This window comes from Pantoea agglomerans (assembly GCF_021397715.1).
In the GTDB taxonomy this organism is placed as follows: Bacteria; Pseudomonadota; Gammaproteobacteria; order Enterobacterales; family Enterobacteriaceae; genus Pantoea; species Pantoea astica.
In genome coordinates this window covers 3074398-3100949 of sequence record NZ_CP090207.1, presented here as the reverse complement: position 1 = coordinate 3100949, position 26552 = coordinate 3074398, and the positions used below count along the sequence as shown (strand labels likewise).

The 26552-nt window shown below is 57.4% G+C and carries 28 protein-coding genes; 16 read left to right on the top strand and 12 right to left on the bottom strand.

From position 1 onward, the window contains the following. Positions 1 to 31: 31 nt before the first annotated feature. Both LZU96_RS14725 and LZU96_RS14720 read right to left on the bottom strand, forming a co-directional pair. Entirely contained in the window at positions 32 to 520 is a 489-nt protein-coding gene (locus LZU96_RS14725) for an isochorismatase family protein (protein WP_233984970.1), read from the bottom strand. 564 nt (positions 521 to 1084) lie between these two features. Further along, positions 1085 to 1321 (bottom strand): DUF2171 domain-containing protein, encoded by a 237-nt coding sequence (locus tag LZU96_RS14720; protein ID WP_233984969.1) that lies wholly within the window; start codon positions 1319 to 1321, stop codon positions 1085 to 1087. A gap of 322 nt (positions 1322 to 1643) precedes the next feature. Between LZU96_RS14720 and LZU96_RS14715 the strand changes: the two genes are divergently transcribed. Further along, positions 1644 to 2240 (top strand): DUF1349 domain-containing protein, encoded by a 597-nt coding sequence (locus LZU96_RS14715; protein WP_233984968.1) that lies wholly within the window; start codon positions 1644 to 1646, stop codon positions 2238 to 2240. Positions 2241 to 2444: 204 nt separating this feature from the next. Here the strand turns inward: LZU96_RS14715 and LZU96_RS14710 are convergent, their stop codons facing one another. The 3 genes from LZU96_RS14710 to LZU96_RS14700 all read right to left on the bottom strand — a co-directional run bounded on the left by LZU96_RS14710 (position 2445) and on the right by LZU96_RS14700 (position 4143). Then, positions 2445 to 3185, bottom strand: a complete 741-nt coding sequence (locus LZU96_RS14710) for an NADPH-dependent F420 reductase (RefSeq protein WP_233984967.1) — start codon at positions 3183 to 3185, stop codon at positions 2445 to 2447. A gap of 30 nt (positions 3186 to 3215) precedes the next feature. After that, positions 3216 to 3644 (bottom strand): MarR family winged helix-turn-helix transcriptional regulator, encoded by a 429-nt coding sequence (locus tag LZU96_RS14705; protein WP_233984966.1) that lies wholly within the window; start codon positions 3642 to 3644, stop codon positions 3216 to 3218. A 172-nt stretch (positions 3645 to 3816) separates the two neighbouring features. Beyond that, entirely contained in the window at positions 3817 to 4143 is a 327-nt protein-coding gene (locus LZU96_RS14700) for a four-helix bundle copper-binding protein (RefSeq protein ID WP_233984965.1), read from the bottom strand. A 244-nt stretch (positions 4144 to 4387) separates the two neighbouring features. On the opposite strand from LZU96_RS14700, the gene LZU96_RS14695 reads away from it, so the two are divergent. The 7 genes from LZU96_RS14695 to LZU96_RS14665 all read left to right on the top strand — a co-directional run bounded on the left by LZU96_RS14695 (position 4388) and on the right by LZU96_RS14665 (position 10683). Next, a complete protein-coding gene (locus tag LZU96_RS14695; RefSeq protein ID WP_233984964.1) occupies positions 4388 to 5422 on the top strand; it encodes a DUF481 domain-containing protein in 1035 nt (344 codons plus the stop codon). Positions 5423 to 5525: 103 nt separating this feature from the next. Then, entirely contained in the window at positions 5526 to 6491 is a 966-nt protein-coding gene (locus LZU96_RS14690; protein WP_094119683.1) for a magnesium and cobalt transport protein CorA, read from the top strand. Between the two features lie 388 nt (positions 6492 to 6879). Continuing rightward, entirely contained in the window at positions 6880 to 8244 is a 1365-nt protein-coding gene (locus LZU96_RS14685; RefSeq protein WP_233984963.1) for a cytochrome ubiquinol oxidase subunit I, read from the top strand. A 9-nt stretch (positions 8245 to 8253) separates the two neighbouring features. Next, positions 8254 to 9189, top strand: coding sequence for a cytochrome d ubiquinol oxidase subunit II (locus LZU96_RS14680; protein ID WP_233984962.1), 936 nt, complete (start codon positions 8254 to 8256; stop codon positions 9187 to 9189). Between the two features lie 65 nt (positions 9190 to 9254). Then, positions 9255 to 9764 carry a hypothetical protein gene (locus tag LZU96_RS14675; protein WP_233984961.1) on the top strand — a complete coding sequence of 170 codons (510 nt, stop codon included), beginning with the start codon at positions 9255 to 9257 and terminating at the stop codon, positions 9762 to 9764. A gap of 12 nt (positions 9765 to 9776) precedes the next feature. Next, positions 9777 to 10226 carry a DUF421 domain-containing protein gene (locus LZU96_RS14670; protein WP_094119596.1) on the top strand — a complete coding sequence of 150 codons (450 nt, stop codon included), beginning with the start codon at positions 9777 to 9779 and terminating at the stop codon, positions 10224 to 10226. A gap of 223 nt (positions 10227 to 10449) precedes the next feature. Continuing rightward, on the top strand, positions 10450 to 10683 hold the full coding sequence (locus tag LZU96_RS14665; RefSeq protein WP_233984960.1) for a hypothetical protein: 234 nt from the start codon (positions 10450 to 10452) through the stop codon (positions 10681 to 10683). A gap of 19 nt (positions 10684 to 10702) precedes the next feature. Here the strand turns inward: LZU96_RS14665 and LZU96_RS14660 are convergent, their stop codons facing one another. Next, positions 10703 to 11593 carry a lipid kinase gene (locus LZU96_RS14660; RefSeq protein WP_233984959.1) on the bottom strand — a complete coding sequence of 297 codons (891 nt, stop codon included), beginning with the start codon at positions 11591 to 11593 and terminating at the stop codon, positions 10703 to 10705. 171 nt (positions 11594 to 11764) lie between these two features. Here LZU96_RS14660 and LZU96_RS14655 point away from each other — a divergent pair, with 171 nt between their 5' ends. The 3 genes from LZU96_RS14655 to LZU96_RS14645 all read left to right on the top strand — a co-directional run bounded on the left by LZU96_RS14655 (position 11765) and on the right by LZU96_RS14645 (position 12938). Beyond that, positions 11765 to 12037, top strand: coding sequence for a cupin domain-containing protein (locus tag LZU96_RS14655; protein WP_094119599.1), 273 nt, complete (start codon positions 11765 to 11767; stop codon positions 12035 to 12037). A gap of 18 nt (positions 12038 to 12055) precedes the next feature. Then, complete coding sequence (locus LZU96_RS14650) at positions 12056 to 12481, top strand: DUF4186 domain-containing protein (RefSeq protein WP_233984958.1); 426 nt, start codon at positions 12056 to 12058, stop codon at positions 12479 to 12481. 139 nt (positions 12482 to 12620) lie between these two features. After that, on the top strand, positions 12621 to 12938 hold the full coding sequence (locus LZU96_RS14645) for a hypothetical protein (RefSeq protein WP_233984957.1): 318 nt from the start codon (positions 12621 to 12623) through the stop codon (positions 12936 to 12938). 48 nt (positions 12939 to 12986) lie between these two features. On the opposite strand, the gene LZU96_RS14640 is transcribed toward LZU96_RS14645, so the two are convergent. Continuing rightward, positions 12987 to 14216 (bottom strand): AI-2E family transporter, encoded by a 1230-nt coding sequence (locus tag LZU96_RS14640; protein ID WP_233984956.1) that lies wholly within the window; start codon positions 14214 to 14216, stop codon positions 12987 to 12989. 353 nt (positions 14217 to 14569) lie between these two features. Between LZU96_RS14640 and LZU96_RS14635 the strand changes: the two genes are divergently transcribed. After that, a complete protein-coding gene (locus LZU96_RS14635) occupies positions 14570 to 14896 on the top strand; it encodes a hypothetical protein (protein ID WP_233984955.1) in 327 nt (108 codons plus the stop codon). 14 nt (positions 14897 to 14910) lie between these two features. Here the strand turns inward: LZU96_RS14635 and LZU96_RS14630 are convergent, their stop codons facing one another. Further along, positions 14911 to 18675, bottom strand: a complete 3765-nt coding sequence (locus tag LZU96_RS14630; RefSeq protein WP_233984954.1) for an FAD-dependent oxidoreductase — start codon at positions 18673 to 18675, stop codon at positions 14911 to 14913. 613 nt (positions 18676 to 19288) lie between these two features. Here LZU96_RS14630 and LZU96_RS14625 point away from each other — a divergent pair. Then, on the top strand, positions 19289 to 19981 hold the full coding sequence (locus LZU96_RS14625) for a DUF421 domain-containing protein (RefSeq protein ID WP_233984953.1): 693 nt from the start codon (positions 19289 to 19291) through the stop codon (positions 19979 to 19981). A gap of 12 nt (positions 19982 to 19993) precedes the next feature. On the opposite strand, the gene LZU96_RS14620 is transcribed toward LZU96_RS14625, so the two are convergent. Further along, on the bottom strand, positions 19994 to 20704 hold the full coding sequence (locus LZU96_RS14620) for a GNAT family N-acetyltransferase (protein ID WP_233984952.1): 711 nt from the start codon (positions 20702 to 20704) through the stop codon (positions 19994 to 19996). 205 nt (positions 20705 to 20909) lie between these two features. Between LZU96_RS14620 and LZU96_RS14615 the strand changes: the two genes are divergently transcribed. Continuing rightward, positions 20910 to 21122, top strand: coding sequence for a hypothetical protein (locus tag LZU96_RS14615; RefSeq protein ID WP_233984951.1), 213 nt, complete (start codon positions 20910 to 20912; stop codon positions 21120 to 21122). Between the two features lie 51 nt (positions 21123 to 21173). Here LZU96_RS14615 and LZU96_RS14610 read toward each other — a convergent pair whose 3' ends face one another. Then, the gene (locus LZU96_RS14610) at positions 21174 to 22367 is read right to left on the bottom strand and encodes a zinc-dependent alcohol dehydrogenase (protein ID WP_233984950.1); all 1194 of its coding nucleotides are present in this window, start codon (positions 22365 to 22367) and stop codon (positions 21174 to 21176) included. Positions 22368 to 22570: 203 nt separating this feature from the next. Next, positions 22571 to 23095 carry a hypothetical protein gene (locus LZU96_RS14605; protein ID WP_233984949.1) on the bottom strand — a complete coding sequence of 175 codons (525 nt, stop codon included), beginning with the start codon at positions 23093 to 23095 and terminating at the stop codon, positions 22571 to 22573. A 374-nt stretch (positions 23096 to 23469) separates the two neighbouring features. Between LZU96_RS14605 and LZU96_RS14600 the strand changes: the two genes are divergently transcribed. Beyond that, positions 23470 to 24759 carry an HAAAP family serine/threonine permease gene (locus LZU96_RS14600; RefSeq protein WP_233984948.1) on the top strand — a complete coding sequence of 430 codons (1290 nt, stop codon included), beginning with the start codon at positions 23470 to 23472 and terminating at the stop codon, positions 24757 to 24759. A 23-nt stretch (positions 24760 to 24782) separates the two neighbouring features. Here LZU96_RS14600 and LZU96_RS14595 read toward each other — a convergent pair whose 3' ends face one another. Further along, positions 24783 to 25292 (bottom strand): DUF523 domain-containing protein, encoded by a 510-nt coding sequence (locus LZU96_RS14595; protein WP_233984947.1) that lies wholly within the window; start codon positions 25290 to 25292, stop codon positions 24783 to 24785. Positions 25293 to 25405: 113 nt separating this feature from the next. Between LZU96_RS14595 and LZU96_RS14590 the strand changes: the two genes are divergently transcribed. Then, positions 25406 to 26503 carry an ABC transporter substrate-binding protein gene (locus LZU96_RS14590; RefSeq protein WP_233984946.1) on the top strand — a complete coding sequence of 366 codons (1098 nt, stop codon included), beginning with the start codon at positions 25406 to 25408 and terminating at the stop codon, positions 26501 to 26503. Positions 26504 to 26552: the final 49 nt, after the last annotated feature.

The following is a 26552-nucleotide window of genomic DNA, read 5'->3' as shown; positions in this document are numbered from 1 at the left end:
CTGAACCTGGCGCGGTTGAGTTCAGTGCCTGTTACTCCACGCTACACCGGACACGAAGGCCGGAGAGGGCGAGATCGCTCAGCGCGCGGGAAGGCGCGGCACAGCCTGCTGCGATAATGTGGACTTTCATGGCCTGGCTCTGGGGTGAGAGCGCCGTATGCGTCACACAGTGCTGGGTCATCATGCCGGTGAGATAGATATCGGTAATACCGTGTTCGCTGAGTAACGATTCAAGATTGGTGTTAAAAAAGCTGTCCGCTTCCGCCTTAACCACCACGGGTGCATTCTCCAGCGCCACCGCGATATCAGGATGAAACGCGGCGCCTGCGGTATCCGGACGGAAAAACGGCGCTTCAGCCGTGGCGATATGCTGAACGCCGACGATCAGCCATCCCTTTTCCCGCGCGTCATCAATCGCGTTAACGGCCGCCTTGCACGCCTCTTCGGCGGCCTCAAGCGGAAAGGCTCCGCCGGGGAAATAGTCATTCTGAATATCAATCACGATCAGGGCATTTTTCATGGTGAATCCTTTATTAGCAGGGAGGAAAGAAAACTTTTTGGTCAGCTACCCGGTCACGACCGCGCCGATGATGAATATCTTCCCGGCGACCGCATCGCATTAGCTGCCCGGTAAGCGGGCAGGGCATTGTATCTGTGGCATCAGGCCAGCCGATCATCGCCCGATCACGGCGACGTTGTTGTGGCTGAAGCCGTTACCCGTTTCTGATGCCAGGCCAGCCACAGCAGCGGCATTGTATTGATAGTGCCGAAAGCAGTGAAAATATCCTGAAGGCCGCTTTGGTTTGAAGGATGTTTGGGGCTGGGGGTTTTATTTTAAGACAGCTTATTCTTAGCGCAGCGGGATAGAAAATTAAACGTCGTCTTATACTTTGAATATCTGTTTCTGAATATTAATGGCGATAAAAGTTGTCTGCTTATTTGAGGAGTGGATTTAACGATCGCTAAGGGGGATGAGTGTTATGGATTGCCCGTTATGAGGGTAAGTTGTGGGGAGAGATAATGTTGAAGATAACATTGCATTGCCACGAAAAGCAGTGCCGTGGCCTGGGCCACGGCCAGCGAATCAGGCTGATTGCCACTCGCTTTCAACATCTGCCTTCGCTTTGGAGAGAATGACTTTATTATCATCCACCTCTTTCACCCAGCTAAAGGGAATAATATGGTGTTGTCCACCCGCTTCAGGATCGCTTTTTGCCAGTTTAATTTTGTCATCGCCTTCAAAATGGTCAACAATCCCTACGTGTTCACCATTAACATCAACGACCTGAGCGTGGTCTAAAATTTGTGATTTATCTACCATGGTGATTTCTCCTTATTCGTTTGTGAGGTCATCGCCTCAGACGAATTAATCCTGGCTGCTGAACCTGAATTACGCCAGTATATTAACAAAATGAAATATTTTTAGCTTAACATCCTGCATAATAAAGGCTTATTTGGCGGAAATATCAGACCACTCAATAATGAAAATAATATTGTCGCTGCGTTGGCCCAGGCCAATAGCGAACGCGAATACAGACTTTGCGAATCGCTTCCCATCATCAGCGCTTCAGCGACGCATCAGTTGAAGGCCGCTAAGATAGAGGAGAGTTCTGCACGGCCAGTCCACCTCAACAGGAGACGTAATGACAGTCATCGATTCGTTTAACCACCAGGGTGGCGTCTGGATTAACCCGCCACCGCACCACCGCCTTGAAAAAGATCAACTACGCTTCGAAACGGCGCTTAACAGCGATTTCTGGCAGCGCACCTGGTACGGTTTTGAGCGGCACAGCGGGCACGCTTATGGATTCTGGATCGATGAGGACTTTACCGTACAGGTGCAGGTCAGGGCGGATTTCAGCCAGCTCTACGATCAGGCCGGGCTGTTTATTCAGGATGATGAGACGCACTGGGTTAAGGCGGGAATTGAATTTAATGATGACCAGCCCGCGATGGGCTGTGTGGTGACGCGCGAAAGATCAGACTGGTCAACCGGTCTGTTTCCCGGCGATCCGCGCACCTTCTGGCTGCGGGCGACGCTGGTCAATGAGGCGCTGCGCATTCAGTACTCCAGTGATGGTGAGCACTGGCCGCTGTTACGTCTCTGTCCGTGGCCAGGCCATGCGCGGCGCTTTGTCGGAGTGATGGGTTGCTCACCCGAACGCCAGGGGCTGGCGATCGGTTTTAGTGACTTCATCATCAGCCCGCCGTCCGGCAAAGCGCTGCACGACCTGTCGTAAACGGTGCATAGCCGTGAGAGATCAGCGACTCGCTGAGATCCACTCCCACGGCTGAGTGTTGCATTCAGAGGGGACGCGCTGCCTCTGCTGCGGCGCGGTATCGGCAGGAATCCCCGCGACAAGCGACGTCGCTGCATCCTCTGTCTGAAACTCAGCATACCGGCTCAGGACACCGCTGCGTTTAATCGGGTCATGCTTTGCTCTTTACTCCGTTCTGGCCGTCACGGCACGGTTGCGCGCCACGATCGCCTCGTGTGTCAGCTCTCCGGCAGACATAAATTCTTTAATTAACGCATCGCGGTTGAGCGGCGCGCGTTGGCGATCGGCGGCCTGCAGGGCGGCAATCAGCGCCGGCTTTGTCAGTTCGGTACAGTAGGCGGGCGTGCCCGGCTGCTGACGCCATGAGTCATTCAGCAATCCGGCATCAACCGCATCAAAACCGGTCGCCTCGACCAGTGACATCGCGACCGCTCTGGCCTGCGGATCGTCACCGGCTACCGGGATCGCCAGACGTCCGGGCTGATCCGCCGGCAGGCCTTTATCGGCCAGCGTTGCCGCCAGCACCGCATTCCACGCTTTGATCACCGGACGATGCAGTTGCTCGCTGGCCCAGTCACTTTCCGTCTGACCATTCCGGAGTGCCGCGATATCGCCGTCACGGAACGGATAGTAGTTGCTGGTATCAATAATGATCGCTTCTGACGGCGCGGCGTTTAACAGGCTGGTCATCAGCGGATGTTTATCAAACGGTATCGCCAGGATAATCACCTCTGCATCCTGAACCGCAGCCTCGCGCGTCACTGCCGTGGCACCCACTTCGCTTGCCAGTGCCTGAATAGAGTCAGGGCCGCGTGAGTTAGCCAGCCGGATACGGTGACCGGCGGCGGCCAGTTTACGTGCCAGGGTTGCGCCGATATTGCCTGCGCCAATAATGCTGATATTCATCGTCTGCCTCGTTGTGGTTGAGAGTAATGACTACGCCGGATGGGCGAAGTTGAGCAGGGTGTCGCGCAGCGCAGCCAGTTGCTGATCCGTCATGTTGCAGGCGGATTTGATGCTGTCGGTGATTGACCACAGCGTCTGCTGCAGCGCGGCACCCTCATCAGTCAGCGTAATCAGAACGCGCCGCTCATCATGACGATCGCGGGTACGCACGATCCGGCCAGCCGATTCCAGGCGCTTGAGAACCGGCGTGATGGTGCCGGTATCCATGCCCAGTTTCATACCCAGATCGCCCACGGTGCGCGGCGTCTCGCTGAACAGCTCCAGCATCACCAGATATTGCGGAAAGGTCAGGCCGAGCGGATCTAAAAAGGGCTTATGCATCCGGTTCATCCGGCTGGCCGCGCCATACAGGGCGAACGACAGTTGTTTGCCGATGTCGGCACGAGACTCGCTGCTCATCTTTTTACCTTGTGTTTGATTATCTAGTGCAACAGATAAAAGTGTAGGGTAAGTGACGCAGAGATTAAAGGCGGCAGCGCAGGTAATTTGTGCGGTTTTCAGACCGGCTCTATCGGGCAGGGCTGTTCGCCCCTGGCCGATAGGCACAGGGGCGATGCCGGTATCAGGACGCTCAGGCGGCCATGTTACGGCACGCTTCAGCGCAGTGGTGACAGGCTTTAGCGCAGTGCTGGCAGTGATCGTGCTGATGCTGACCGCACTCATCGCCGCACTGCTGGCAGACTTCAGCACACAGCTGGCAGAGCTGGCGGGCCGACTCACTTTGCAGGGTCATAAACTGTGCCGCGAGACGGCAGATATTGGCGCACTGCATATCCAGCCGGATACAGTTTCGCATCATCTCAAGGTTCTCTTCCTGCAGGCAGGACGCCGCGCAGTTATCGCAGGCCGCCGCACACAGATAACAGGCCTCAATGCACTTTTTAAATTCTTCGTTCATGTTGCCTCCTTTATTTCTGTTTCGGGTTACCTCCTTAATCCTGGAAAAGATCGCGGATTATGCAAATAACGAATAAGTTAATAACCTTTTCCGCACTTCGCTTATTTTTGCTGCAGTGGCCAACTGATAAACGGTGCCTGTTAAGCGGCATTGCATATCGGCGCGATATAGTCTTAATTATTAAGCCTGAATCAGCGGTGCCTCATTGCCCGTAAAAGACGACGACGCCTTAACAGGGAACGCTATGCATCGCATCACTGGCCCGAAGCAACACCTCATCAGTCCGCTATTGGTGGTGGGCCTCTGTGCCGGATGGGCAGAGCAGGCCGCTGCGGATACCGTCTGGCTGAATAATGGCGACCGGCTGACCGGCACGGTGCGCTATCTGAGCGACGGTAAACTGGCGATCGAGACCGCCTATGCCGGCACGGTGACCCTCGACTGGAATGTGGTCAGTACCCTGGCGAGCGATAATCCGGTCAACGTCGAAAACAAAAAGACCGGCGAGCACTATCAGGTGCGGCTCTCCTCCTCCGATCCGGGTTATGTCTGGGTGGAACGCAATGAGCGCGAAGAGAAAGTCTCGGTAAAGCGTATCGATGAGTTTATGAAAGCCAAAGTGCGCACCGATCAGCTGTCGTGGACCGGCAATATCGACGCCGGCATGAAGGTCAAAAAAGCCTCGACCAAAACCGACGATTACAGTTTTTCCCTCAATACCAAACTGGCGCAGGGCAAATGGCGTCACGATATCGGTGCAACCTACAACCGCGAGCAGGAAAATGAAGACGTCAATACCGACAACTACAGCCTGCGCTACGCCTTTGATTACCTGTTCAGAGAACAGTTCTTCTGGCAAACCCGCGCCACCTACAAACGCGACTGGGTAGAGGATCTTTCGCGTCAGGCTCTGATTGGCACCGGTCCCGGCTACCAGCTGTGGGATACCGAACTGAGTGCGTTCTCGGTGTCGATACTGGGCGGCGCTTTTGGCTATGGCTACAGCGATGGCCGCGAGGAGAATCATTTTGGCGCCTCGGTGCGCTGGAGCTACCAGCGTTACCTGCTGGGCAAATCGGTCACGCTCTACAGTAACGGCGACGTCGGCCATTCGCTGGATGATGATGGGGTATTTACGCTGGATGCGGAAGTGGGCCTGCGTTATACCCTGACCTCCTGGTCAACCCTGCATCTGGGCTATCACCGCAACCTGGTCAGCGGCACGCCGGACACCCTGAATGAAGGCACATTCTCCACCGGCTTAGGCGTGAAGTGGTAAGGCCGGTCGCGTTAATGGTTGCAGCAAATCTTTACCGTTTTTCTTAGGATGCCGGCCCGGCTTTGACTAAGCTGCTGATACCGATAAAGGGAGAATGCAGAAGATGATCGTAAGCAGCAGGGTCTATCGTCCGGGATGCGCAGGCGAAGAGGTGGATGTTGAGCAGATCAGTGAAGTAATTAAACAGCCGGATGCCTTTATCTGGCTGGGCCTGTGGCAGCCTGATCCGGCATTCATGGCGAAAATTAAAGAGGAGTTCGGGCTACACGAACTGGCGGTTGAAGATGCGCTTTACGCCCATCAGCGGCCGAAAATTGAGCATTATGGCGAATCGCTGTTTATCGTGGTCAAGACGGTACGCGCCAGAGATGACAGTTGCGAACTGGGCGAAACCCATTTCTTTGTCGGAAAAAACTTTCTGATCAGCATCCGTCACGGCGCCTCGGAGAGCTACTCCCCGGTACGTCAGCGGGCTGCGGAGAATCCGGCGTTGCTTAAACTGGGACCCGGTTATCCGCTCTATTGCCTGCTCGACTTTATTGTTGATCGCTATGCTGAACTCTCAACCTCGCTGAATGAGCGGGTCGGGCAGATGGAGAACGATCTGTTCAAAAGCGAGTTTGATCGTCAGTCGGTGCAGGCGGTCTACACCTTGCGTCGTCATCTGCTGACGCTGCGTAACGCTGCGCTGCCGCTGGAGGAGATCTGTAACCAGCTTATTCACCTGCATGAAGATCTGATCCCCCGTCCGCTGCGGGCCTATATTCGCGACGTGCAGGATCACGCACGTCATGTGGTGACCGACGCTGAGGATATGCGCGAGATGCTGACCAGCGCCATGCAGGTCAATCTGGCGCTGGTGACGGTGCAGCAGAACGAGGTGGTAAAAAAACTGGCGGGCTGGGGCGCGATTCTGGTGATCCCGACCGTGGTATTCAGCATGTATGGCATGAACTTTGAACATATGCCGGAGCTGAAGTCCCTGTATGGTTACCCGCTGGCGGTGGGCATCACGCTGCTGGCGTGCGGCGGACTGTGGGCAAAACTCCGCCGTTCAGGCTGGCTGTAGCGGCAGAGACCGCGGAGAGATGACGCGGCAGCTTATTAACGCGCTGCGCTTAATCTTATTTAAGCGCAGCGATAACCAACGCAGAAAATAATCATTTTCATCCCTTGAGTCACGTCATTATCAATTCAGAATAATCCTGAGATGGCCCGGTTTCTTTATTCCGACCAATCCTTAACTAGCTGCCTTTATATTTCTTCGCTACGCTGATAATACCTTGTTAAATACGTCGCCCCGGCGAAAAACCGTTTGCGTTGCTGATATTTCAGCAGTAGCCGGTGAGACGTGCTTATAACCGGAGACATTCTGATGACAGAACGGACTCATCCTCTGCGCCTGGTCCTCTCTGGCGATGGCCCGCTTGCGCACGTCGCTAAGGGTACGTCCGATCGTGAATGAGAACGACTGGGTGTTGATCATTGCCCGGGCGCAGTTTGCGCTGACGATGGGGATGCATATTACCCTGGCGGCACTGACGCTGGGGCTGGCCCCTTTTCTGGTATGGTTTGAAGCGCGCTGGCTGTGGGGAAAACAGCAGGCTGCCCGTGATGCGCTGCACTTCTGGTTGACGATTTTCTCCCTGACGGTGGCGATTGGCGCGGTTTCGGGCGTGGTGATGGAGTTTCAGTTCGGTACCCACTGGGCGCGCTTCTCTCATCAGGTGGGTGGCGTTATCGGTCCGCTGATGTTTTACGAAGTGCTGGTCGCCTTTTTTCTCGAATCGGCGCTGACCGGCGTGATGCTGTTTGGCTTTAACCGCATCCGTCCTGGCGTGCATTTTGCCGTCACCTGTCTGGTGGCGTTCGGGGCGCTGCTTAGCGCGTTCTGGATACTGGCGGCCAACTCATGGATGCATACGCCAGTCGGCTTCACCCGCGATGAGAACGGCGTTTTTCTCGCTGACAGCTGGCAATCGATTTTGCTGTCACCTTCCTTTCCGTGGCGCTTCAGCCATATGGTGATGGCGTCACTGATTGCCGTGGCGGTGCTGATTATGGGCGTGGCGGCCTGGCGGCTGCGGCATTTCAAGGCGGAGGCCGCGTCGCGACTGATGCTCAACAGCGCGCTGACCTTTCTGCTGTTCGCCGTTCCGGTGCAGATCGTACTCGGCGATCTGCACGGTGAAAATACCCGCGACTATCAGCCCGCCAAACTGGCCGCCATCGAAGGCGGCTGGCATCCGCCTGCGCCGGGTGAGGGCGAGCCGCTGCGGCTGTTTGCCGTGCCGGATCAACAGGCGCAGCGCAACCATCTGGAGATCAGCCTGCCCAATCTCGGATCGCTTTATCTGCGGCACAATCTTTCCGGCCACATTAAAAGCCTGAGTGAATTTCCCGCCGATGCGATCCCGCCGGTGCTGCCGGTCTTTTTCGCCTTTCGCCTGATGGTGGGGCTGGGGATGACGATCTTACTGACCACGCTGGTGGCGAACCTGCAGCGCTGGCGTGGACGGCTGCCGGTTTCGTGGCGCTTACTGCGCTGGCTGACGTGGCTCACGCCAGCGGGCTTTGTCGCGCTGCTGTCGGGCTGGGTGGTCACCGAGGTCGGGCGGCAGCCGTGGACGGTCTACGGCATGGTGCGCACCGCTCAGAGCGTGTCGCCGCTGGCGCTGAGCACCACGCTGGGCATTTTTCTGGCGGTACTGCTGATCTACGCGCTGGTGTTTGCCCTCGGCTTACACTATCTGCTGCGCCGGATTAAAGGTGAACTGCCGTCGGGAAACCCGGTGGTCATTCAGCTGAAAACGCCCAATTAGGAGTTCGTCATGGCCGATCTCTCTGCGTTGATCATCTGTTTCTCGCTGCTGCTCTATCTGCTGCTGGATGGCACCGACCTCGGCGTGGGTATGCTGTTCTTCTGGTTTCACGATAATCAGCAGCGTGAACTGATGACCCACAGCATTCTGCCGGTCTGGGATGCTAATGAGACCTGGCTGGTGCTGGCCGCAGGCGGTTTACTGGCGCTGTTTCCCCCGGTCTACAGTCTGCTGCTCAGTGAGTTAAGCGCGCCGCTGTTTGTTATGTTACTGGCGCTGGTGGTGCGGGCGATGGCGCTGGAGTATCGCGCCCAGAGCAGCACCCGGCTGCGCCACTGGCTCGACCGTATCATGGCCAGCAGTTCGGCCCTGGCGACCTTTATTCAGGGCTGGTGCGCCGGGATGATCATCAGCGCTCAGCCGCATAGCGGCCTGCCTGACGGGCTCAGCCTGGTTCCGCTGATCAGCGGCGCAGGCTTAATGGCGATCAATTCGCTGCTGGCCTGCTGCTGGATCGGCTGGCGCATCGGGGAGAAGGTTCAGCCGCTGGCCGAAGCGCAGAGCTGGCTGTGGTGGCTGCTGGCGCTGATGCTGTTTCTGCTTGAGCTCTATCTTAACGCCGACCTCTGGCAGCAAAGCTGGCAGCGACCGCTGGGTAAAGTGGCTGGCGTGGCGATTGTCATGCTGTGGATTGCTCTGCCGCTGGCGCTGTGGCGCGCCCGACCGCTGGTGCAACTGATTGTGACGCTGATGCTGATAGCTGCGGTGTTTATCGGCCTGCTGTGCGGTCTCTATCCCTGGTTAGTGCCGTACCATTTCGCCATCAATGACAGTGCATCGGCCCCGGCCACCCAGGGTTTTGTGCTGGTGGGGGCGGCGATCGCCATGCCGCTGACGCTGCTTTACCACAGCTGGTCGTTCTGGATTGAACGTCGCGGTAAATAATCGGACTCCCGCTATGCTTTAGTCAGCGTTCAGTTTGGTTTGTGCAGACAGGAGACGATGCCACAGTGAAAAAAGATCATATCAGCAGTCGGGATTACCCGATCAAAGAAGATGTTCGCTGGATACGCCGCGAATGGCTGATTCAGCGCGTTGGCGAGTACCTCCTGATCTTGCTGGTGATTCTGGGTGCCTGCGGACTCTTTTCAAAAGGGGTGCTGAGTAATGGCACAACCCAGTCGCCGGATGGCGCGATTCAGGTGGAATATGAGCGGTTTGGCCGGGTTCAGAGCAACATGGATATGACCATCCGGCTCCGGTCGCCACAGGCGGAGCAGTTCAGCGTCACCCTGGGTAGCGGGGCGCTGGATAATCTGCAGATCCAGACGCTGCAGCCGCAGCCGCTGGAGGCGATCACCATCGGCAGCGATCTGCGGCTGACCTTCTCGTCGCGTGATACCGGTCCGGATCACGCTATCTGGCTCGGTTTGCAACCGCGCAGTCCTGGCCGGGTTCACGTCAGCGTCAGCAGCGGCGATCGTCCGCCGGCCCGTTTTACCCAATGGATTTATCCCTGACAGGAGTGCGTTATGGAAACGGTATTACGTGCAGCGGGTATCTATCTGGTGCTGATGGTGGTGATCAAAATTGCCGGCAGACGCACCCTGCTGCAGATGACCTCGTTCGATTTAATCCTGCTGTTGATTATCAGTGAAGCGACCCAGCAGGCGCTGCTGGGAGACGATTTTTCGGTCACCGGGGCTGCCCTGACCATTATCACGCTGGTCACGATCGATATCCTGCTGGGGAAACTGAAAAATCGTTTTCCGGTGGTGGAGCAGGCGATTGATGGCGGTCCGGTGATTCTGGTGGAGCATGGCAATTTACTGACTGAACGGATGAAAATGACCGGTATCAGCCCTGATGATGTGCTGGAAGCCGCGCGCTCCAGTCAGGGGCTTGAGCGTTTTGATCAGATTAAATATGCGGTGCTGGAGGTGAACGGCCACATTTCTGTCATCCCGCAGCCGCAAAAATAATCACCTTCTGGCCGTGCCGCCGCAGAGTGGTTTGCCGGTACGGCTTTTTTATTTCGTATCAATAAATTAGCCGCTGGCGGCTTTTGCTCCACGCTTCGCTTATTCCTGCCGTTTCCCTTGTGATTCTGTGGATTTCGTTCAGACTTAGCTTACCACTCACGTTTTTATAACCAGAGCTGGCCTGACTCCCAATCAGCGTTATGCTTTCACGGTCAGGTTTAAAGTGAATAATTTTAGTCGTTTTACCTTCTATCCGGTCACCGGCTGGCATGTCGGGCCGTTACCCGGTCATCAGGCGCTGGTGCTGCAATTTGGCTACCACGATCCTCAGGCACCCTTCACCAAACGTCAGCAGGAGTCACTCTATTTCGGCATGACGATTGAGATGGCGAAAAAGCTGGTGGTTAACCTGTCAGAACATATTGATTACGCAGAAGAAAATGCGGAAAAGCCCTGATTCTACTGTTGTCACCGGCTCAGGGTTTATCTGACGGCACATACACCTTTAGCGCATTCGCAATCAGGCGAAAATGTGCTGGCGTCTGTCCGACAATCTCGCCGTCCGCATTAATGTCATGCGGGCGACGGGTCTCAATGGTCAGTTCGGTCGTCGAAAATGCCCGCACGTTACGCCAGCGCCCCTGCGTGCCACGCCGCAGGTAGGGCAGCAGCGCGATCAACTGCCAGCTCTGTTGCAATTCCAGACTGTAAACATCCAGCAGACCATCATCAGGAGCGGCCTGCTGTTCAACCGTCATGCCGCCGCCATAAAACCGTCCGTTGCCCACTGAGATCTGTACGGTTTTAATCGGCGTCCGTTCGCCCTGATGGATCAGCGTGGCGCTGAAAGGGCGACTCTGACGGAGCAGCCGGAAGGCGGCCAGCGCATAGCCGGCAACGCCCCAGCGCTTTTTCGATTCTGCCGTCAGATGATGCGCCAGCTGCGCGGAAAAACCGATGCTGGAGACGTTAAGGAACAGATGCTGGTTCACTTCGCCAAGATCGACCGGGCGCAGTTGTCCATCCGCGATAATCTTCACCGCCTGCTCCAGACGCGGACTGATGCCCAGGGTTCGGGCGAAATCATTGGCGGTGCCGAGCGGTAAAATGCCGAGCGGCAGACCGGTTTGCATCAGACCGGGCGCAGCGGCATTGAGGGTGCCGTCACCGCCGCCGACAATCACCGCATCAACGCGATCCGCATAGGCGCCGATCAGTTCGCTGTAGCTGCGCGAATCCTGTTCATCCGGTTGCAGCAATCGAATGCCGTAGTCGGCGAGCAGCCCTCTGGCGCGGCTGGCGTCGGTTTGTCCTTTACGTGAACGCTGATTAATCAATAGCAGGGCGGTTTTAACCTGTTCAGACATCGCTGTGGCCTATCCTTATGGCATTACAAAAGTCATGAGCCGGCAAGTACAGCACCTGTTGTGCCGGGGAACAACCCGCCTTGCGCTACTTTACGCAGCGCGACAGGCGTACCGACTGATAATAAAGATCGTCTACACTGCTAATGTTCAGGTCCACACGCAGGAGGAACAATGACGGAACACGAATTCAGAACGTTGTTAGCCGAACAGGGTTTTGATGAGCCGGTACTGGTTGAGCGCGCACCCGCCACGCAACTCGATAATCATGTCCATCCCTTTGAGGCGCTGGCCCTGATTCTCAGTGGTGATATCACCATCAGCACCGAACAGAGCGATACCACCTATCATCCCGGCGACACCTTCCATCTTCAGCCGAATGAACTGCATCGTGAGGCGTTTGGCCCGCAGGGTGTGCGTTATCTGGCGGGACGGAAATACGATTAAACCGGCTATCGGGATGCTATGACCTCTTTTGACGATCTTTTTAACCGCCTGGCGCAGTCACCGTTTCGCCAGCGCTTTCGGCTGGGGCGTGCAGAATATGACTATGTTCGCAGCCGGGATGAGGCGACGCTGCGCCAGCATGCGGCAGAGTTTATCGCCCGGCGGCTGGCACCGGCCCGGCCCGCTAACGACGGTAAGCAGACGCCGATGCGCGGCCATCCGGTGTTTATCGCCCAGCATGCGACCGCTACCTGTTGCCGTGGCTGTCTCAGTAAATGGCACCAGATTGCTCCGGACCAGCCGCTCAGCGCGGAGCAGCAGGCGTATGTGGTAGCGGTGCTGCTGCAGTGGATAGCGGCTCAGATGCAGCGGCCGGCACCGGCTGCCCGACCGCAAAAAGCGCAGGTGAAACCGGATGACGATCCGCAACTGGCGTTATGGTGAGGGGGGAATATCGGGCGAACAGCGCTTTTTCTGGCGAAAACTGGCCCTTTTTCATTCCTGGTTTATTCTTAAATCTTTCCTGGCAGCGCTATGCCAGGATTAAAACCTGACACGGCAACTATTCAATACAGAGGGAATTATGAAGAAAACAATTATTGCACTGTCTGCTATTTTACTGGCTTCGCCAGTCTTTGCCGCGACCACCACAGACAACACCGTTGCGGAAGCGCATAAAGGCGCGGATACCGCTAAAGAAAAACTGCATCAGACGCAGCATCAGGGCGAAGAGATGAAACTCAAGTCCGAGCATGCGGCTGAAGGCAAAAGTGATGCCACCAGCAGCAAAGTGACCGAAGGGGCGCAGAAAGGCTGGAACAAAACTAAAGAAGGCACCGAGAAAGGCTGGGATAAAACCAAGCAGGGTGCTGAAGACCTGAAAAACAAAGCGACCAACTAAGTCGGCTGGTTTGCAGAAAAAAGAAACCCACCCTAAGGTGGGTTTTTTTTATTTCTTACTCGCGCTGGCGTTTTTTTCCGCTTCGGCGGCGGCCAGTGCCGAGACTTTGATCTCCGCTTCGGCGGCGGCATCGGCTGCCGCTGCGGCGGCTTCAGCAGCAGCTTCGGCTGCGGTATCTGACTGCTTCTTGCCTTCCTCGATCACCTCTTCATCAATCTCTTCGATATTCTCGCGGTTGTCGCGGCCCGACAGCAGATTCCAGCAGGCGATAAACAGCGCGGCGATCACCGGACCGATCACAAAGCCATTAATGCCGTAGATTTCCATGCCGCCCAGCGTGGCGATCAGGATCAGGTAGTCCGGCATTTTGGTATCTTTGCCCACCAGCAGCGGACGCAGAATGTTATCCACCAGCCCAACAATCACCACGAAGAAGCCGACCAGGAACAGACCTTTCCACAGTGCGCCGGTCGCAAAGAAGAAGATGGCCGCCGGTACCCAGATGATGGCAGAACCCACCGCCGGGATCAGTGACAGGAACGCCATCAGCGCGCCCCACAGCAGGCTGCCGTCGATGCCGGTAAACCAGAATGCCAGACCGCCGAGTATCCCCTGAACGATCCCGACCACCACGGTGCCTTTCACCGTGGCGCGCGCCACCGCAGCGAACTTCACCATCAGGTGATGCTTAACGTAGGTCGACAGCGGTAACGCTTCCAGAATCAGATGCACCAGGTAGGAACCATCTTTCAGCAGGAAAAACAGCAGGTAGAGCATCACGCCAAAGCCGACGGTAAAGCTAAAAGTGCCTTTACCGATGATGAAAGCGCTGCCCGCCACATACTGTCCTCCCTTCAGGGCGAACGACGAGAGCCTCTCCTGAATCTGGGTGGCGTTATCCAGATTATTTTCAGCCAGGTAATGTTTCGCCCAGCGCGGCAGATGCTGCAACAGGTCGGCAAACACCACCGGGAACTGCGCCGAGTTGGTCTGGAGCTTGTGATAGACCGCATTGGTTTCCACCACCAGCGACGAGGCGATAATCGCCAGTGGCGTGAACACAATCAGACAGATACAGAGCAGGGTCAGCAAGGCGGCCAGGCCGTTGCGTTCGCCCAGCCGGGTACGCAGGTAGGTTTTTAGCGGATGGAAAATAACCGCCAGAATCGCCGCCCAGAGAATCGGCGAGAAATAGGGTGAAAGCACCTCAAAAAAGGCGAGAGTCGCAATCGCCAGAATCAGAATGAAAAATCCGATATTCAATCCTTTAAAACGCATGGAAAAACCTCATGGTAAACGTCCCCTGAAAACCCTGAATGCCGTCTGTTCTGCGCATAGTCTCGCTTACGCGAGGGCTATCCGGCGAATGTCGCGTCAGGCTTTGACTCTGTAACAGCTGCCAGCAACAACACTATTCTGGCTAACAATTTGAAAGATAAGGTGGAAATAATAAACGGAGCGATCCCGCTCACAACCTGACTTTGCTGACGGAAAGCGCTTCGCTTTATTCCGACGCGCTAAATCCTACCTTAGCGTAGCGGTTTCGCCCATTATTGGTAGCAAACAGATTCACGATCGCAGGTTGCACTGCCGATATACCGCTAAGGGCAATGAAACGATGGCGGTCAATCATGAACAGAATAGTGATGTCAGGCGTGCTGGTGATGCTGCTAAGCGGCTGCGCCACCAAACAGTATCCACAGGCAGCCGTGGTAACGCCGGAAGAGACGGCGATGCTGGATTGCAAAATGCTGGATCAGGAGATCGTGAAAGCGCACGACGTGCAGGGCGAGATTGATCACACCGGCCGTTTCGATGCGCTGACCCTGTTGGGGTTCGTCGGGGATTTCGGTCTCGGTAATGGCATTGCGAAGCTCAGCGCCAGCCATAAGGCGGATACGCGACTGCAACAGTTGCAGTCGCTAAAAGCCGCAAAGTGCAGCCAGCGTCTGGCGTAGCTGGCTGACGCCGGTCAGACCCGCGTGCGCTGGCTGACGTGCTGCATCCTGACATTTTCCGCCGCGCGTTTACCGGCGAGGAAGGCGTGATCGGAATTGTAATACTCCCACTCGCTGTAACGGCCGGAGAGATGGACATCCTGGGTCAGCAGCCACTGCCGGATCAGCGCTACGTTGCGGCTGCGCGCATGGTCATAGACCACATAGGCGTAGGGCATATCAACCTGCGACGCGCAGAGCAGCGGATCGTCAGCGCGGATCATCCCGACCCGGATGCAGTCCTGACGGCAGCGCTCAATCAGCGCTTCGCCCTCCAGCGGCAGCGGGTTGGCGGCATTGTAGGTGATCTCGCAGGTTAAGCCGAAACCGCCCGGCGGATTGCAGTGCGGACTGGCATTGCCCTGGACGAAAATGCGATGAAACAGCGTATCGCCGGGATAGTAGATCCAGTGTTTTTCGGTCAGGTCAGCGCGGCCAATCCCCAGATTAACGCAGCGTACCGAAACAAACTGCAGCTGCTGTGCCGCCTGCTGCACGTTTTCCGGTACCTCATCGCCCATCAGTTTAATCAGTTCCGGCAGCGGCATGGTGCTGATGAGTTGCTGATAACGGTAGTAGCGTCCGTCGGCCAGCAGCGCAACGTGCGCCTGCGGATGAAGACGAATCAGGCGTGCCCCGGTTTCAAGCTGGCATTTGAGATGCGGCAGAAATCCGGACATCAACGCCTGGAAGCCGCCACGCAGCGGATAGCCAAAGCGGGCATTGGGACCGACCGGTTTCGCCAGCGGCTGCAGCGCGCCATCAATAATCTGCGCCAGATCCGGCAGCGGTACCCGGCCACCGAGCCACGAGGTTTCCATCTCTGTCAGCGGCACTTTCCACAGCTTCTGGTTATAGGGCAGGGCGAAGTGACGTGCGATGCCTTTACCCCAGGTGCGCAGGATAAAATGCTGGAAATCCTCTTCCTCCTGCACCTCGCCAACGCTGTTGCCCTCATCAGGCAGCGCACCGTCGGCGCAGCAGTCTCGTCGCTGACGTGCCCGCTCCAGCGGCACGGTGACCGGCGCGCTTTCGCCGTAGCGGGCTTCAATCGCGCCCAGCACACACTCCTTCACCACCTCAATCGGCAGACCATGCAGCGCTGACTGGAACGGATAGCGGGTAAAAACGCCGTCGGTATAGACCCAGGCTTCACGCGCCTGCCAGTGCAGGTTGTCGCCCAGCAACATCTCATACAGCTGCAGCACATACGGGTCCTGCGAAAACATAATGTGACCGGCGTAATCGAAGGTGAATCCCTGATCTTCAACCGATCGGCACCAGCCGCCGGGCGTGGCATTTTTTTCCAGCAGTACTGCGCCTTCGCCATAGTGATAACCGGCGCTCAGGCCGGTCGGACCGGCACCGATAATCAGACAGGGAACCGCCTCGCTCTCCAGCATCGCCGGGGTTAATGCGCTGACGTTGGCCTGCGGCTCTGCCAGCGATGCGGCGGGCGTGGTGAGGGACTGCTTGTGGCTTAACGCCTGCTGGATCAGCTGATCGACCTGCTCTGCCGTGCGGTCCCACGAAGTGGCATCGACTTTTGCCTGCATTTTGCCAGCCAGCGTCAGCCGGTCGGCCGCACTCAGCGCGATGGCCCGTTCACAGGCGGCGATGAATTGCTGATGATCGCCGGCGACCGCCACCTCATCGGCATAATGGCGGGCGACATCGATGATGGCGGTACTGACAATCGGCAGCTGCGCGGCCATGTATTCCAGCACTTTGGTGGGTGAAATGTAGCGGGTCGAGGCGTTGAGGGCGAAGGGCATCAGACAGACATCCCAGCCGGCAAGAAACTGTGGCAGCGCCTGATAGGGCTGCTGGCCGAGCCAGTGAATATTGTCGCGCTGCGGCAGGCTGGCCGGATCGATTTTCACCACCGGACCGACCATAACAATCTGCCAGTCGGGATGCGAGTCAGCCAGCGCGGCGATCAGCGGCAAATCGATGCGCTCATCCAGCACGCCGTAATACCCGAGGCGCTGCGCAGGAATCGTATCCTGCAACGGATGACGGTTACTGCGATCGCGCGCCTGCTCGAAGTGGACCGCATCCACGCTGCTTGGGAAGCAGTACACCTGCGGATGTTTATCGCGTTTGGCTTCATACAGACTGGAGCCGCCGGTCAGCACCAGATCGGCGCGGGTCATTAGCGCGGATTCACGCTGCTGTAGCTGGCGCGGCGCATTGTGAAAGGCAGAAAGTTCATCCATGCAGTCATAAATCACCAGCGCCGGATTAAACGGCGTCAGCAGCGGCAGCGCCATCGGCGTATAAAACCAGACCAGCGGCTGTTCATCTTCTTCCAGCAAGGGCGCCAGCAGCAGTTGCAGCGGCGCAATCTGGCTGTCGTGAAAGCCCGCAGCCTGAATATCCGTATGCGGCTGGATCACCGTAATATTGGCGGCCGGCTGGCTCTGATGCAGCCCTGGCGGCCCGGCTTGCCAGACCGGCTCCTCGACAAACAGCACCCGATAGTGCTGCGCCAGGCGCGTCAGCAACTGCTGCGGGCGCTGAAAAACAAATCCCCAACGTAAATGACTGAAAACAATGAGTACGGGTGGGTTCATAGTGGGCTCCTGACGATGCCGTTGTGATTGCTGGATGTGTTGCAGGGTTTGCTGCGCCTGGTGTAATGCGTGGGCATAAGGTTGCTGTAACTGACGGGCGTAAGGATCGGGACCGAGCCGATCGAGATCCCATAAGCCGCTGCGGGTCCAGAAGGCTGGCTCCTCCCACAGCGGGCGATCGAGGATCGGATAGAGGCAGATGCCGAGCAGATCGACAGCCGCCAGCTGCGCCTGCGCTACTTCGGCGGCGACCTGGCTGATCCAGGCGCCGCGTCCGCTGCCGACATGGCTGGTTTCTGCCAGCAGCAGCGGGCGCTGATAGCGCTGATAAACCTGCTGCAACAGCTGATGCAGCGGCACACGGCGGGGATCGCCCAGATGCCAGTAGAGGCGCCGATTCGAGCCCTGTTCCCACTGGTTGTCGTGGTAGTAATTCACGCCGATCAGGTCGAGATAGCGCGCAGCCCCACCGAGTTCGGGATACAGCCTGCCGCTCAGCATGTCCCACGCCTGATACTGGGTTTCGCGCATCCGCGCGGCGGTCTCCGCGCTGCTGGGATCGGCAGGATCGGCAACGATGTGGATCAGCGGATCGCAATGCAACAGGCGCGCCCGCGGATCGGCCTGCCAGATGGCTTCGCAGGCCGCCAGCGTGGCGCGCACCAGCTGCCGTTTGGCTGCATCGGCCCGATCCGCTGCCGTACAGTCGCCAGCGGCAAATAGGCCAACCGAAATGCCCCAGCTGAGAAAAGAGATTTCATTCATTGGCGAATAGACCGGCGCGGTGCGATACCACGGGGCCAGAAACTGTGCCAGCGCACCGCAGAAGGCGGCGAAACGGCTGACAAAGTCGCGATCAAACAGGCTGACGCCGTCGGGCCAGCCGTAGTGGCAGAAGGTCCAGCTGATCTGGATGCCCTGCTGCTGCGCCGCCTGCATCCGGGCAGCCACGTCTGAAAAGTCATAGCGGCCATGCCGTTCGCACAAACGCCAGCCCGCACTTTCGCGTACGGTGCGGATAGCAAAGGGCGCCAGCGCGGCGTAATCCTCGGCTGCACGCGCCTGGTGTTGATTGAGCGCATTCATCGACAGCGCAACACCGGCGGGATTAACGTGATCGGCACCTTCATAGCCGGCCTGCCAGAAACTGATAAAGGGGGTCATGGCATCTCCCATAAAACAGCAACAGTTCGCCCGCTGACAGGCCGTCCGCGGACGGGTCAGGTTGGGGTACAGGTATGCAAAGCAGACTGGCCGATGATGCCACTCTGAACGGGCGGGCAATCCTTGCCAAAAGCAACCGACACTGAGCCGCAGGCGCAGAGTCCTGTCGCATTGACGACGAGTGAGAGATAGCGGGTGGAAGCACGCAGCGCTATCGGCAGGAGAAAAAGTTCTGGCTTCTCGTAGAGTTACTGAACCTTGTGGAAGCCTTACTGGAAAGTATAGGTAAGGTGCGACTCTTCGCAATGTGTTGAAGTAAAAAGAAAAAGCACAGCGGCAGAATGTAGTCGCTATAAATCAGGAAAATTTAAGCATCAGCGTTTTGCGGCTGGCGATAAGCGAAACGTGACCAGAACCACAGGCTTTTCAGCTTTGTGAACCTTTTCCATGAGATGCAAACCGGGCAGACTTCGCGGCCTGCGGGTTGCTGCTTCGCTTGCCTTTTCATCCAGCGCCAGCAAGATTAATTAATCACTGGCCTCGATCGGCAGGCCGTTAATTGACCGATCAGCGGGTCGCGGCTCTTTTTCACTGACAGGATGTTTCACAGGATATGTTCTCTTTCGACTGGCACCGCTTTTTACTCAACGATCAACCGGCCACTTTTCTGTTGGAGGTGGTGGCACGGGTGATGATCGCCTATCTGGTGGTCTTCACCTTTTTAAAAGTCTCAGGCCGGCGCGGTGTGCGTCAGCTATCGCTGTTTGAACTGGTGGTGATTCTGACGCTGGGTTCCGCTTCGGGCGATGTGACCTTCTATGACGACGTGCCGGTCCTGCCGGTGATCATGGTGTTTGTGGTGTTGCTGACGCTCTACCGGCTGACCACCATGCTGACGGCGCGCAGCCCGCGCTTTTCGCGCCTGATTCAGGGAGATGTGATTACGCTGATCAAACAGGGTTTATACGTGCTGGAGAGCCTCGATCATCTGAACATTTCGGAGGATGAGTTCTATATGGAGCTGCGGCAGAGTGGGGTCGAGCACCTGGGGCAGATCCGGCTGGCGCTGGTGGAGGTGGATGGTCAGCTGAGTATTTACTTCTACGACGATGATGAGATGCGCGCCGGTTTAAGCGTGTTACCGCCCGAACACCGTCAGGATTTCGACACCGTGCCGCACAGCGGGCTTTACGCCTGTACCCACTGCGGCCAGACGCAGCAGATTGCGGGTCAGCAGCAGGCTGTCTGCCCGCGTTGCCAGCGACAGCGCTGGTCCGCAGCGCTGAAAACCCGCCGCCTGCACTGACCGCGCGTCACGTCAGGGCAGCGGGTGAGTTCCTGCGAAACAGGCGCTGAGCGGACGAATTTGCTGGCCGTCGGGGGTGAAGTTGTCGGCGGCCAGCCAGTCGCTCAGGGCGCGCCGGATGTCAGGCCATTCAGGGTCAATGACCGAGAGCCAGTCGGTATCCCGGTTGCGTTGTTTACGCGTCATGGCCTGACGAAAGCGCGCCTCAAAGCGAAAACCCAGCCGTTCGGCCGCCCGTCGCGAGGCGAGGTTGGTTGAGTCACAGCGCCAGGCGACCCGACGGTAGCCGAGCGAAAAGGCCTGTTGCAGCAGCAAAAAAATCGCTTCACTGCCCAGTGCGCTGCGCTGCATCAGGGGCGACCAGGTGACGTGTCCGATTTCTATCGCACCGTTGCGGGTTTCAATACTGGCAAAGCAGACCACGCCCAGCGGCTGCTGCTGGCGGTTGCAGACCGCATAGGGCACCAGACCGGTATCGGCTACCTTTTCTGCGATCCACTGCTGCATCTGCGCCAGCGAAGCCGGACGCTCAGCGCCCAGCCAGCTCCAGTCCCGATCGTCCGGGGCCAGCATAAAAGCCTGCAACAGGCATTCCGCATGGTCCTGATGCAGTGGCAGCAGGCTGCCATGCTGGCCCGGCAGCGGCTGGCGAGGCGGGATGGTGACCGGCTGCCAGTCGGGCAGCGCGTTACCGACCGGCTGATTATCGTGATAGGGGTTCAACGGCGTCTCCTGCGGCAAAAGGGGCGTCAGAAAGGGAGGTAGCTGCAAGCCGGACCGATACCCTGCTGGCCTGAACGGCTGTTTTAACGGCGCTTAAACCGGTAGCGGCTTGTTCCCGCTCACCACATAACTTTGCCTGCCACTGACAGAAAATCAAACAGATTCGGGCAGCATAGCGACCTTCTTCCCCCTCCAGGAGTCACCGATGAGTATCAGGCTGGCCAGCGCGTTGCTGTTTTTATTGTTATCGTTCGGCGCTTTTTCACAGCAGGTAATCAGTGAAAGTCATCCCCATTCACGCAGCGCAAGGTTACTGGAGCAGGGGAATCTGGCGGATACCGCCGATACGCCGGATGAACATCTGCAGGAGCCACGGTCACCGCGCGTCAGCCTGCAGCGCAAGCCGTGGCTGTTATAGTCGCCCGGTGCTGCCGGCTGAAAAGGGAGCCGGTGACACCGGGCAGGTGGGTTACAGCGTGGCCTGAGTGGCGGTCATGCCGGGTACCAGAATTACTTTGCGGCAATCTTCCTGGCGCTTCTCAAAGATTTCATAGCCGCGCGCCGCATCTTCCAGCGGCAGGTGATGAGTGACAATCTCTTCCGGTTTCAGATGACCCTGTTCGATCAGTTTAAGCAGATCCGGCAGGTAGGCGTGAACGTGGGTCTGGCCCATCTTAAAGGTCAGCCCTTTATCAAACGCATCGCCGAACAGGAAGCCGTGGATAAATCCGGCGTAGACGCCCGGCACGCTGACGATGCCGCCACGCCGCACCGCGGCAATACACTGACGCAGCGCCTTGCCGCTGCTGCCTTCCAGCTTGAGGTTGCTGAGCACGGTTTCCGTCAGGCTGCCTTTGGCTTCGAATCCCACCGCATCGATCACCGCATCCACTCCCCGATGACCTGCGCTGTGTTCGATAATCCAGCCCGCCGGGTCGTTGATCTGATCAAAGTTGATCGGAATCACGCCGTAGCGATCGCGGGCAAAGTTCAGGCGATAATCGTTATGATCGATCATATAGATCTGTTCCGCGCCCTCCAGGCGGGCACAGGCGGCGCTGAGTAATCCCACCGGTCCGGCACCAAAAATGGCAACGCTGGAGCCCGGTTTCACTTCAGCATTTTTAACCGCCTGCCAGGCGGTGGGCAGGATATCGGAGAGGAACAGCACTTTCTCATCGGATAACAGCGACGGCACTTTGAACGGGCCGGTATTGGCTTTCGGCACCCGGACATATTCCGCCTGTCCGCCCGGCACGCCGCCATAGAGTTTGCTGTAGCCAAACAGCGCGGCGGGCGGCGTTATGTTTTTACGATTAAGGATGGCACCGCGACCGCTGTTAGTGGTTTCACAGGCGGCATACTGATGCAGATGGCAGAAGAAACAGTCGCCACAGGCGATAACAAACGGAATGACGACCCGATCGCCTTTGGCGACGGCCGTAACGGCGCTACCGGCTTCCACTACTTCACCCATAAATTCATGACCGAAGATATCGCCATGACCGGTACCGGGGATCTTGCCACGGTAGAGATGCAGGTCCGAGCCGCAAATCGCGGTGGCGGTGACGCGCAAAATGATGTCATCGTCAGCTTCCAGACCCGGATCGGGGACGTTATCCACGCTGACTTTATGCGGACCGTGATAGGTTAATGCTTTCATCTGTTCAACTCCTGCTGATGAGTGTATGCGGCATGAAAAAAGACTCGCCGCGACAAAGCGGGGGCAGACTCAGGGAACCTGAAATCGAAACCTGTCTGAAGTGTAGCCAGCATCCGGACAGTAAGCAGAGCGGTGGGGCAGACGGGCGGCGTTAAGCCGTTAATGAGGTCTGGGCACGCCTGCCGCCAGCAGGAGGCACGTACTCAGTCAGGCAGGGTGCTGAAGGCGCGCCGGTAAACGGTATCGATTTGTGGCGGAACCTGTTCGATGTAGCGTCGCGCATGCTTACGTGTTTCACCTTCCAGCCGCTGCAGATAATCCAGCGCCTCATCCAGGGTCGGAATGCGACCTTCTGTTCCGTCGATGCAGGCGGGCAAGGCGGTCCAGATCAGCCCTTCAATGCCTCTGGCACGCGCCCAGTCCGCCAGCGGTCCCACCGCCGTCTCCGTCACCGTCAGTATACCCAGCCCATCGTCGCGGCTTTCCGGAATGCCTTCCCGCTCACGCAGCGCGCCACAGGCGGTCTCCAGTGAGGCGGTATTCAGCCAGGCCCACAGCACCGGGACCGGCGTGGCATTCAGGCAGATGGCCGTCGCCAGTTCACCGCCTTCGCTGATGCGGACAAACTCAATCGGCACCGCTGGACCATCGCAATGCCAGGGGCTGGCAACCGGCAGCGCCCCTGATTTCCAGATCAGCGATCCCCATCCAAGGCAGGCAATTTTCATTCTCTTCTCCTGTGTCATGGCGTCAGCGTAACGCCTGAAGCATAGCTAAAGCGTAGCCCGTCTGACGCACTCATCGCGCCGATGACCTGACGCCAGTGCGGTAAAGCAGGCTGAAAAATGGCATCATCGGCTATGGTCGTTGCGCACAACCTGACGGTTTTTTCAGCGATGTATGCGCAGTAAGCCGTATAACTTGAACTTTTATCGTCAGGTAGTGTAAAAAGAGGCGCACGCAATCGATTACCTTTGCGCCAGCGGATCGGAATACCACCTGCCGATGCGGCTGACGCAGTGATGTCTGGCCCGGAGCGGACGCTGCAACACTTTCCGTTCTGGCTGTCAGATAACCGGCGGCTTTTAACAGGGAATAGCAGATGAAAACCACGCAAACGAGCACGCTGGGCGCGCTTGAACGTGACGCTGATACGGCATGGCGTAAAACCGATACGATGTGGATGCTGGGCTTATACGGCACCGCGATTGGCGCGGGTGTGCTGTTCCTGCCGATCAATGCTGGCGTCGGGGGACTGATTCCGCTGATCATTATGGCGATCCTCGCCTTTCCGCTGACCTTCTTTGCCCACCGCGCCCTGACGCGCTTTGTGCTTTCCGGTAAAAATCCGGCTGGCGACATCACCGACGTGGTGGAAGAGCACTTTGGCTCCGGCGCCGGTAAGCTGATTACGCTGCTCTATTTCTTCGCTATCTACCCGATTCTGCTGATGTACAGCGTGGCGATTACCAATACGGTGGAGAGCCTGATGGTCAATCAGCTCGGACTGGTACCACCGCCGCGCGTGCTGCTGTCGCTGCTGCTGATTGTCGGCCTGATGACCATTGTGCGTTTCGGTGAGCAGATGATCGTTAAAGCGATGAGCGTGCTGGTCTATCCGTTTGTCGCGGTCCTGATGCTGATGGCCTGCTATCTGATCCCGCACTGGCACGGTGCCGCGCTGACGACGCTGAGCAGCGCAACGCCCAGCGGAAACGGTTTATGGATGACGCTGTGGCTGGCAATTCCGGTGATGGTGTTCTCTTTTAACCACTCGCCGATCATCTCGTCATTTGCGCTGGCGAAACGTGAAGAGTATGGCGACGCGGCAGAGAAAAAGTGTTCACGTATTCTGGCCTGCGCCCACCTGCTGATGGTGATAACGGTGATGTTTTTTGTCTTCAGCTGCGTGCTGAGCCTGTCGCCCGCCGATCTGCACGCGGCGAAGGCGCAAAACATCACCATCCTCTCCTATCTGGCGAACCATTTTCAGGTGCCGGTTATCGCATGGCTGGGGCCGATCATTGCGATTGTGGCGATCACCAAATCGTTCCTCGGCCACTATCTTGGCGCGCGGGAAGGCTTTAACGGCATGGTGAATAAAGCGCTGCGCAGCCGCGGTAAACAGATGGCGCCTGCCCGGCTGAACCGCCTGACCTCCCTGTTTATGCTGCTGACGACCTGGCTGGTGGCTACGCTCGATCCCAACATTCTTGGGATGATTGAGACGCTCGGCGGCCCGGTGATTGCGATGATCCTGTTCCTGATGCCGATGTACGCGATTCAGAAAGTCCCGGCGATGCGTCAGTACAGTGGCAAAATCAGCAACCTGTTTGTGGTGCTGACCGGCCTGATTGCTATCTCTGCGATCTTCTACTCACTGGCGCACTGATCGGTACCCGCGTAGGCCAGTTATCAATCTGCTGCTTCCATACGGCGGATATGGGCCAGCAGTTCGTCCGCCTGCTGTTCGGCAAAAACGGTAATGCCGTGCTGACGTAACAGGGCGGCGGCAACGCCCGCGCCGCGCCGCCGTTGACCGCTAAAGCGACCGTCATAAATGCCCTGACTGCCGCAGGTCGGGCTGCCATCGCTGAGCAGGGCGTAGCGGCATCCGGCCTGCTGTGCAGTTTCGAGTGCCAGATTTGCGGCGAGCAGATAAATCCGGGTCACATCACGCCCGTCAGACTCCACCACACGGGCTCGTCCCGCCAGCACATCGGCACCGCTGCCGCCGACAATCTCCGCCGGCAGGCGTGGCGTCGGCAAACCGGCGGCCAGTTCAGGGCAGTGAACCACCAGCCGCTGTTCACGCTGCCACTGTGCCAGCGCGGCCAGCACCCATTTTTTGTCACTGCCGTTGTAGCGCACCCGAAACCCCATCAGGCAGGCGCTAATCAATATCTTCGCGCGACGATCCTGCATGTTCATCGGCCTCCCGGCTGACGTATTTATTCAGCAATGGTTTACTTTTGTTACTTATTAGCATGTTAGAGTTAACGCGAATAATTATTATTCCTTAATCGGGTGCTGAGAAAATGAAAACCAGGCTGCTTGCCGCCATCACATTGTTGCTGTCAACCGCCTGTGCGGCCACCACCTATCCGGTCACGGTGACCGATCTGGATGGGCAAACCATCACGCTGCAAAAAGAGCCGCAGCATCTGATTTTGCAGGATGGTCGCGACATTCTGGCGCTGGCGTTACTCGACCGGCAAAATCCGTTTCAGCGGGTGGTGGCGTGGAATAACCTGCCGAAAAAACAGGATACCCAGACCTGGGATCTGCTGAAGCAGCGCTGGCCAGAAGCGACGTCAATCGTTGATATGGGCTTTAATGACCAGGGCCAGGTCGATCTGGAGAGCGTTCTGGCGAAGCAGCCCGATCTGATGATTGCGCAGCTGCGCGCGAAACCGGCGCTGACCCAGTCGGGTGTACTGGCGACCTTAAAAAATCTGCATATCCCGGTGCTGTTCATCGACGATGAGCTGAAGCCGAAGCAGAATACGGTGCCGGGTATCACGCTGCTGGGTAAAGTGCTGAACCGCGAAGCCGAGGCTAAAGCCTATACCGATTTTTACCAGCAGCGCTGGCAGCGGATTCAGCAGGGCGTGGCGCAGGTGCAGCACAAGCCGACAGTATTTATCGAGCCGATAGCCGGTAACAGCGATAACTGTTGCTTTACCCACGGCCATAACGGCTGGGGCGCGCTGGTGGAAGCGGTAGGCGGCAAAAATATTGGCTCGGCGCTGCTGCCAGGCAGTTCAGGCTTTGTCTCACTGGAAAAAATCATCGCCATGAAGCCGGACGTCTACATCATGACCGGCTCAAAACGGCCCAACAGCAACGTACTGCCGTTTGGTTATGGGGCGACTCAGGCTGAAATTACCGCGACTTTTAATCGCCTGCTGAGCCGTACCGGCCTGGCGCAGATCGCCCCGGTGAAGCAACAGCGGGTCTACGGTCTCTATCACCATTTCTATAACCATCCGTACAACATTATCGGCATGGAAATTCTGGCAAAAGATCTCTATCCGCAGATCTTCAGCGATGTTGATCCCACCGCTGATTATCATTACCTGGTCAGCCACTTTACCCGGCTACCGGATTCGCCAATCATTCTCAGTACGCCCTGATCCGGCGCGATAGAGAGCGCATCGGCCGATGCCCTGATTATTGCCGGGC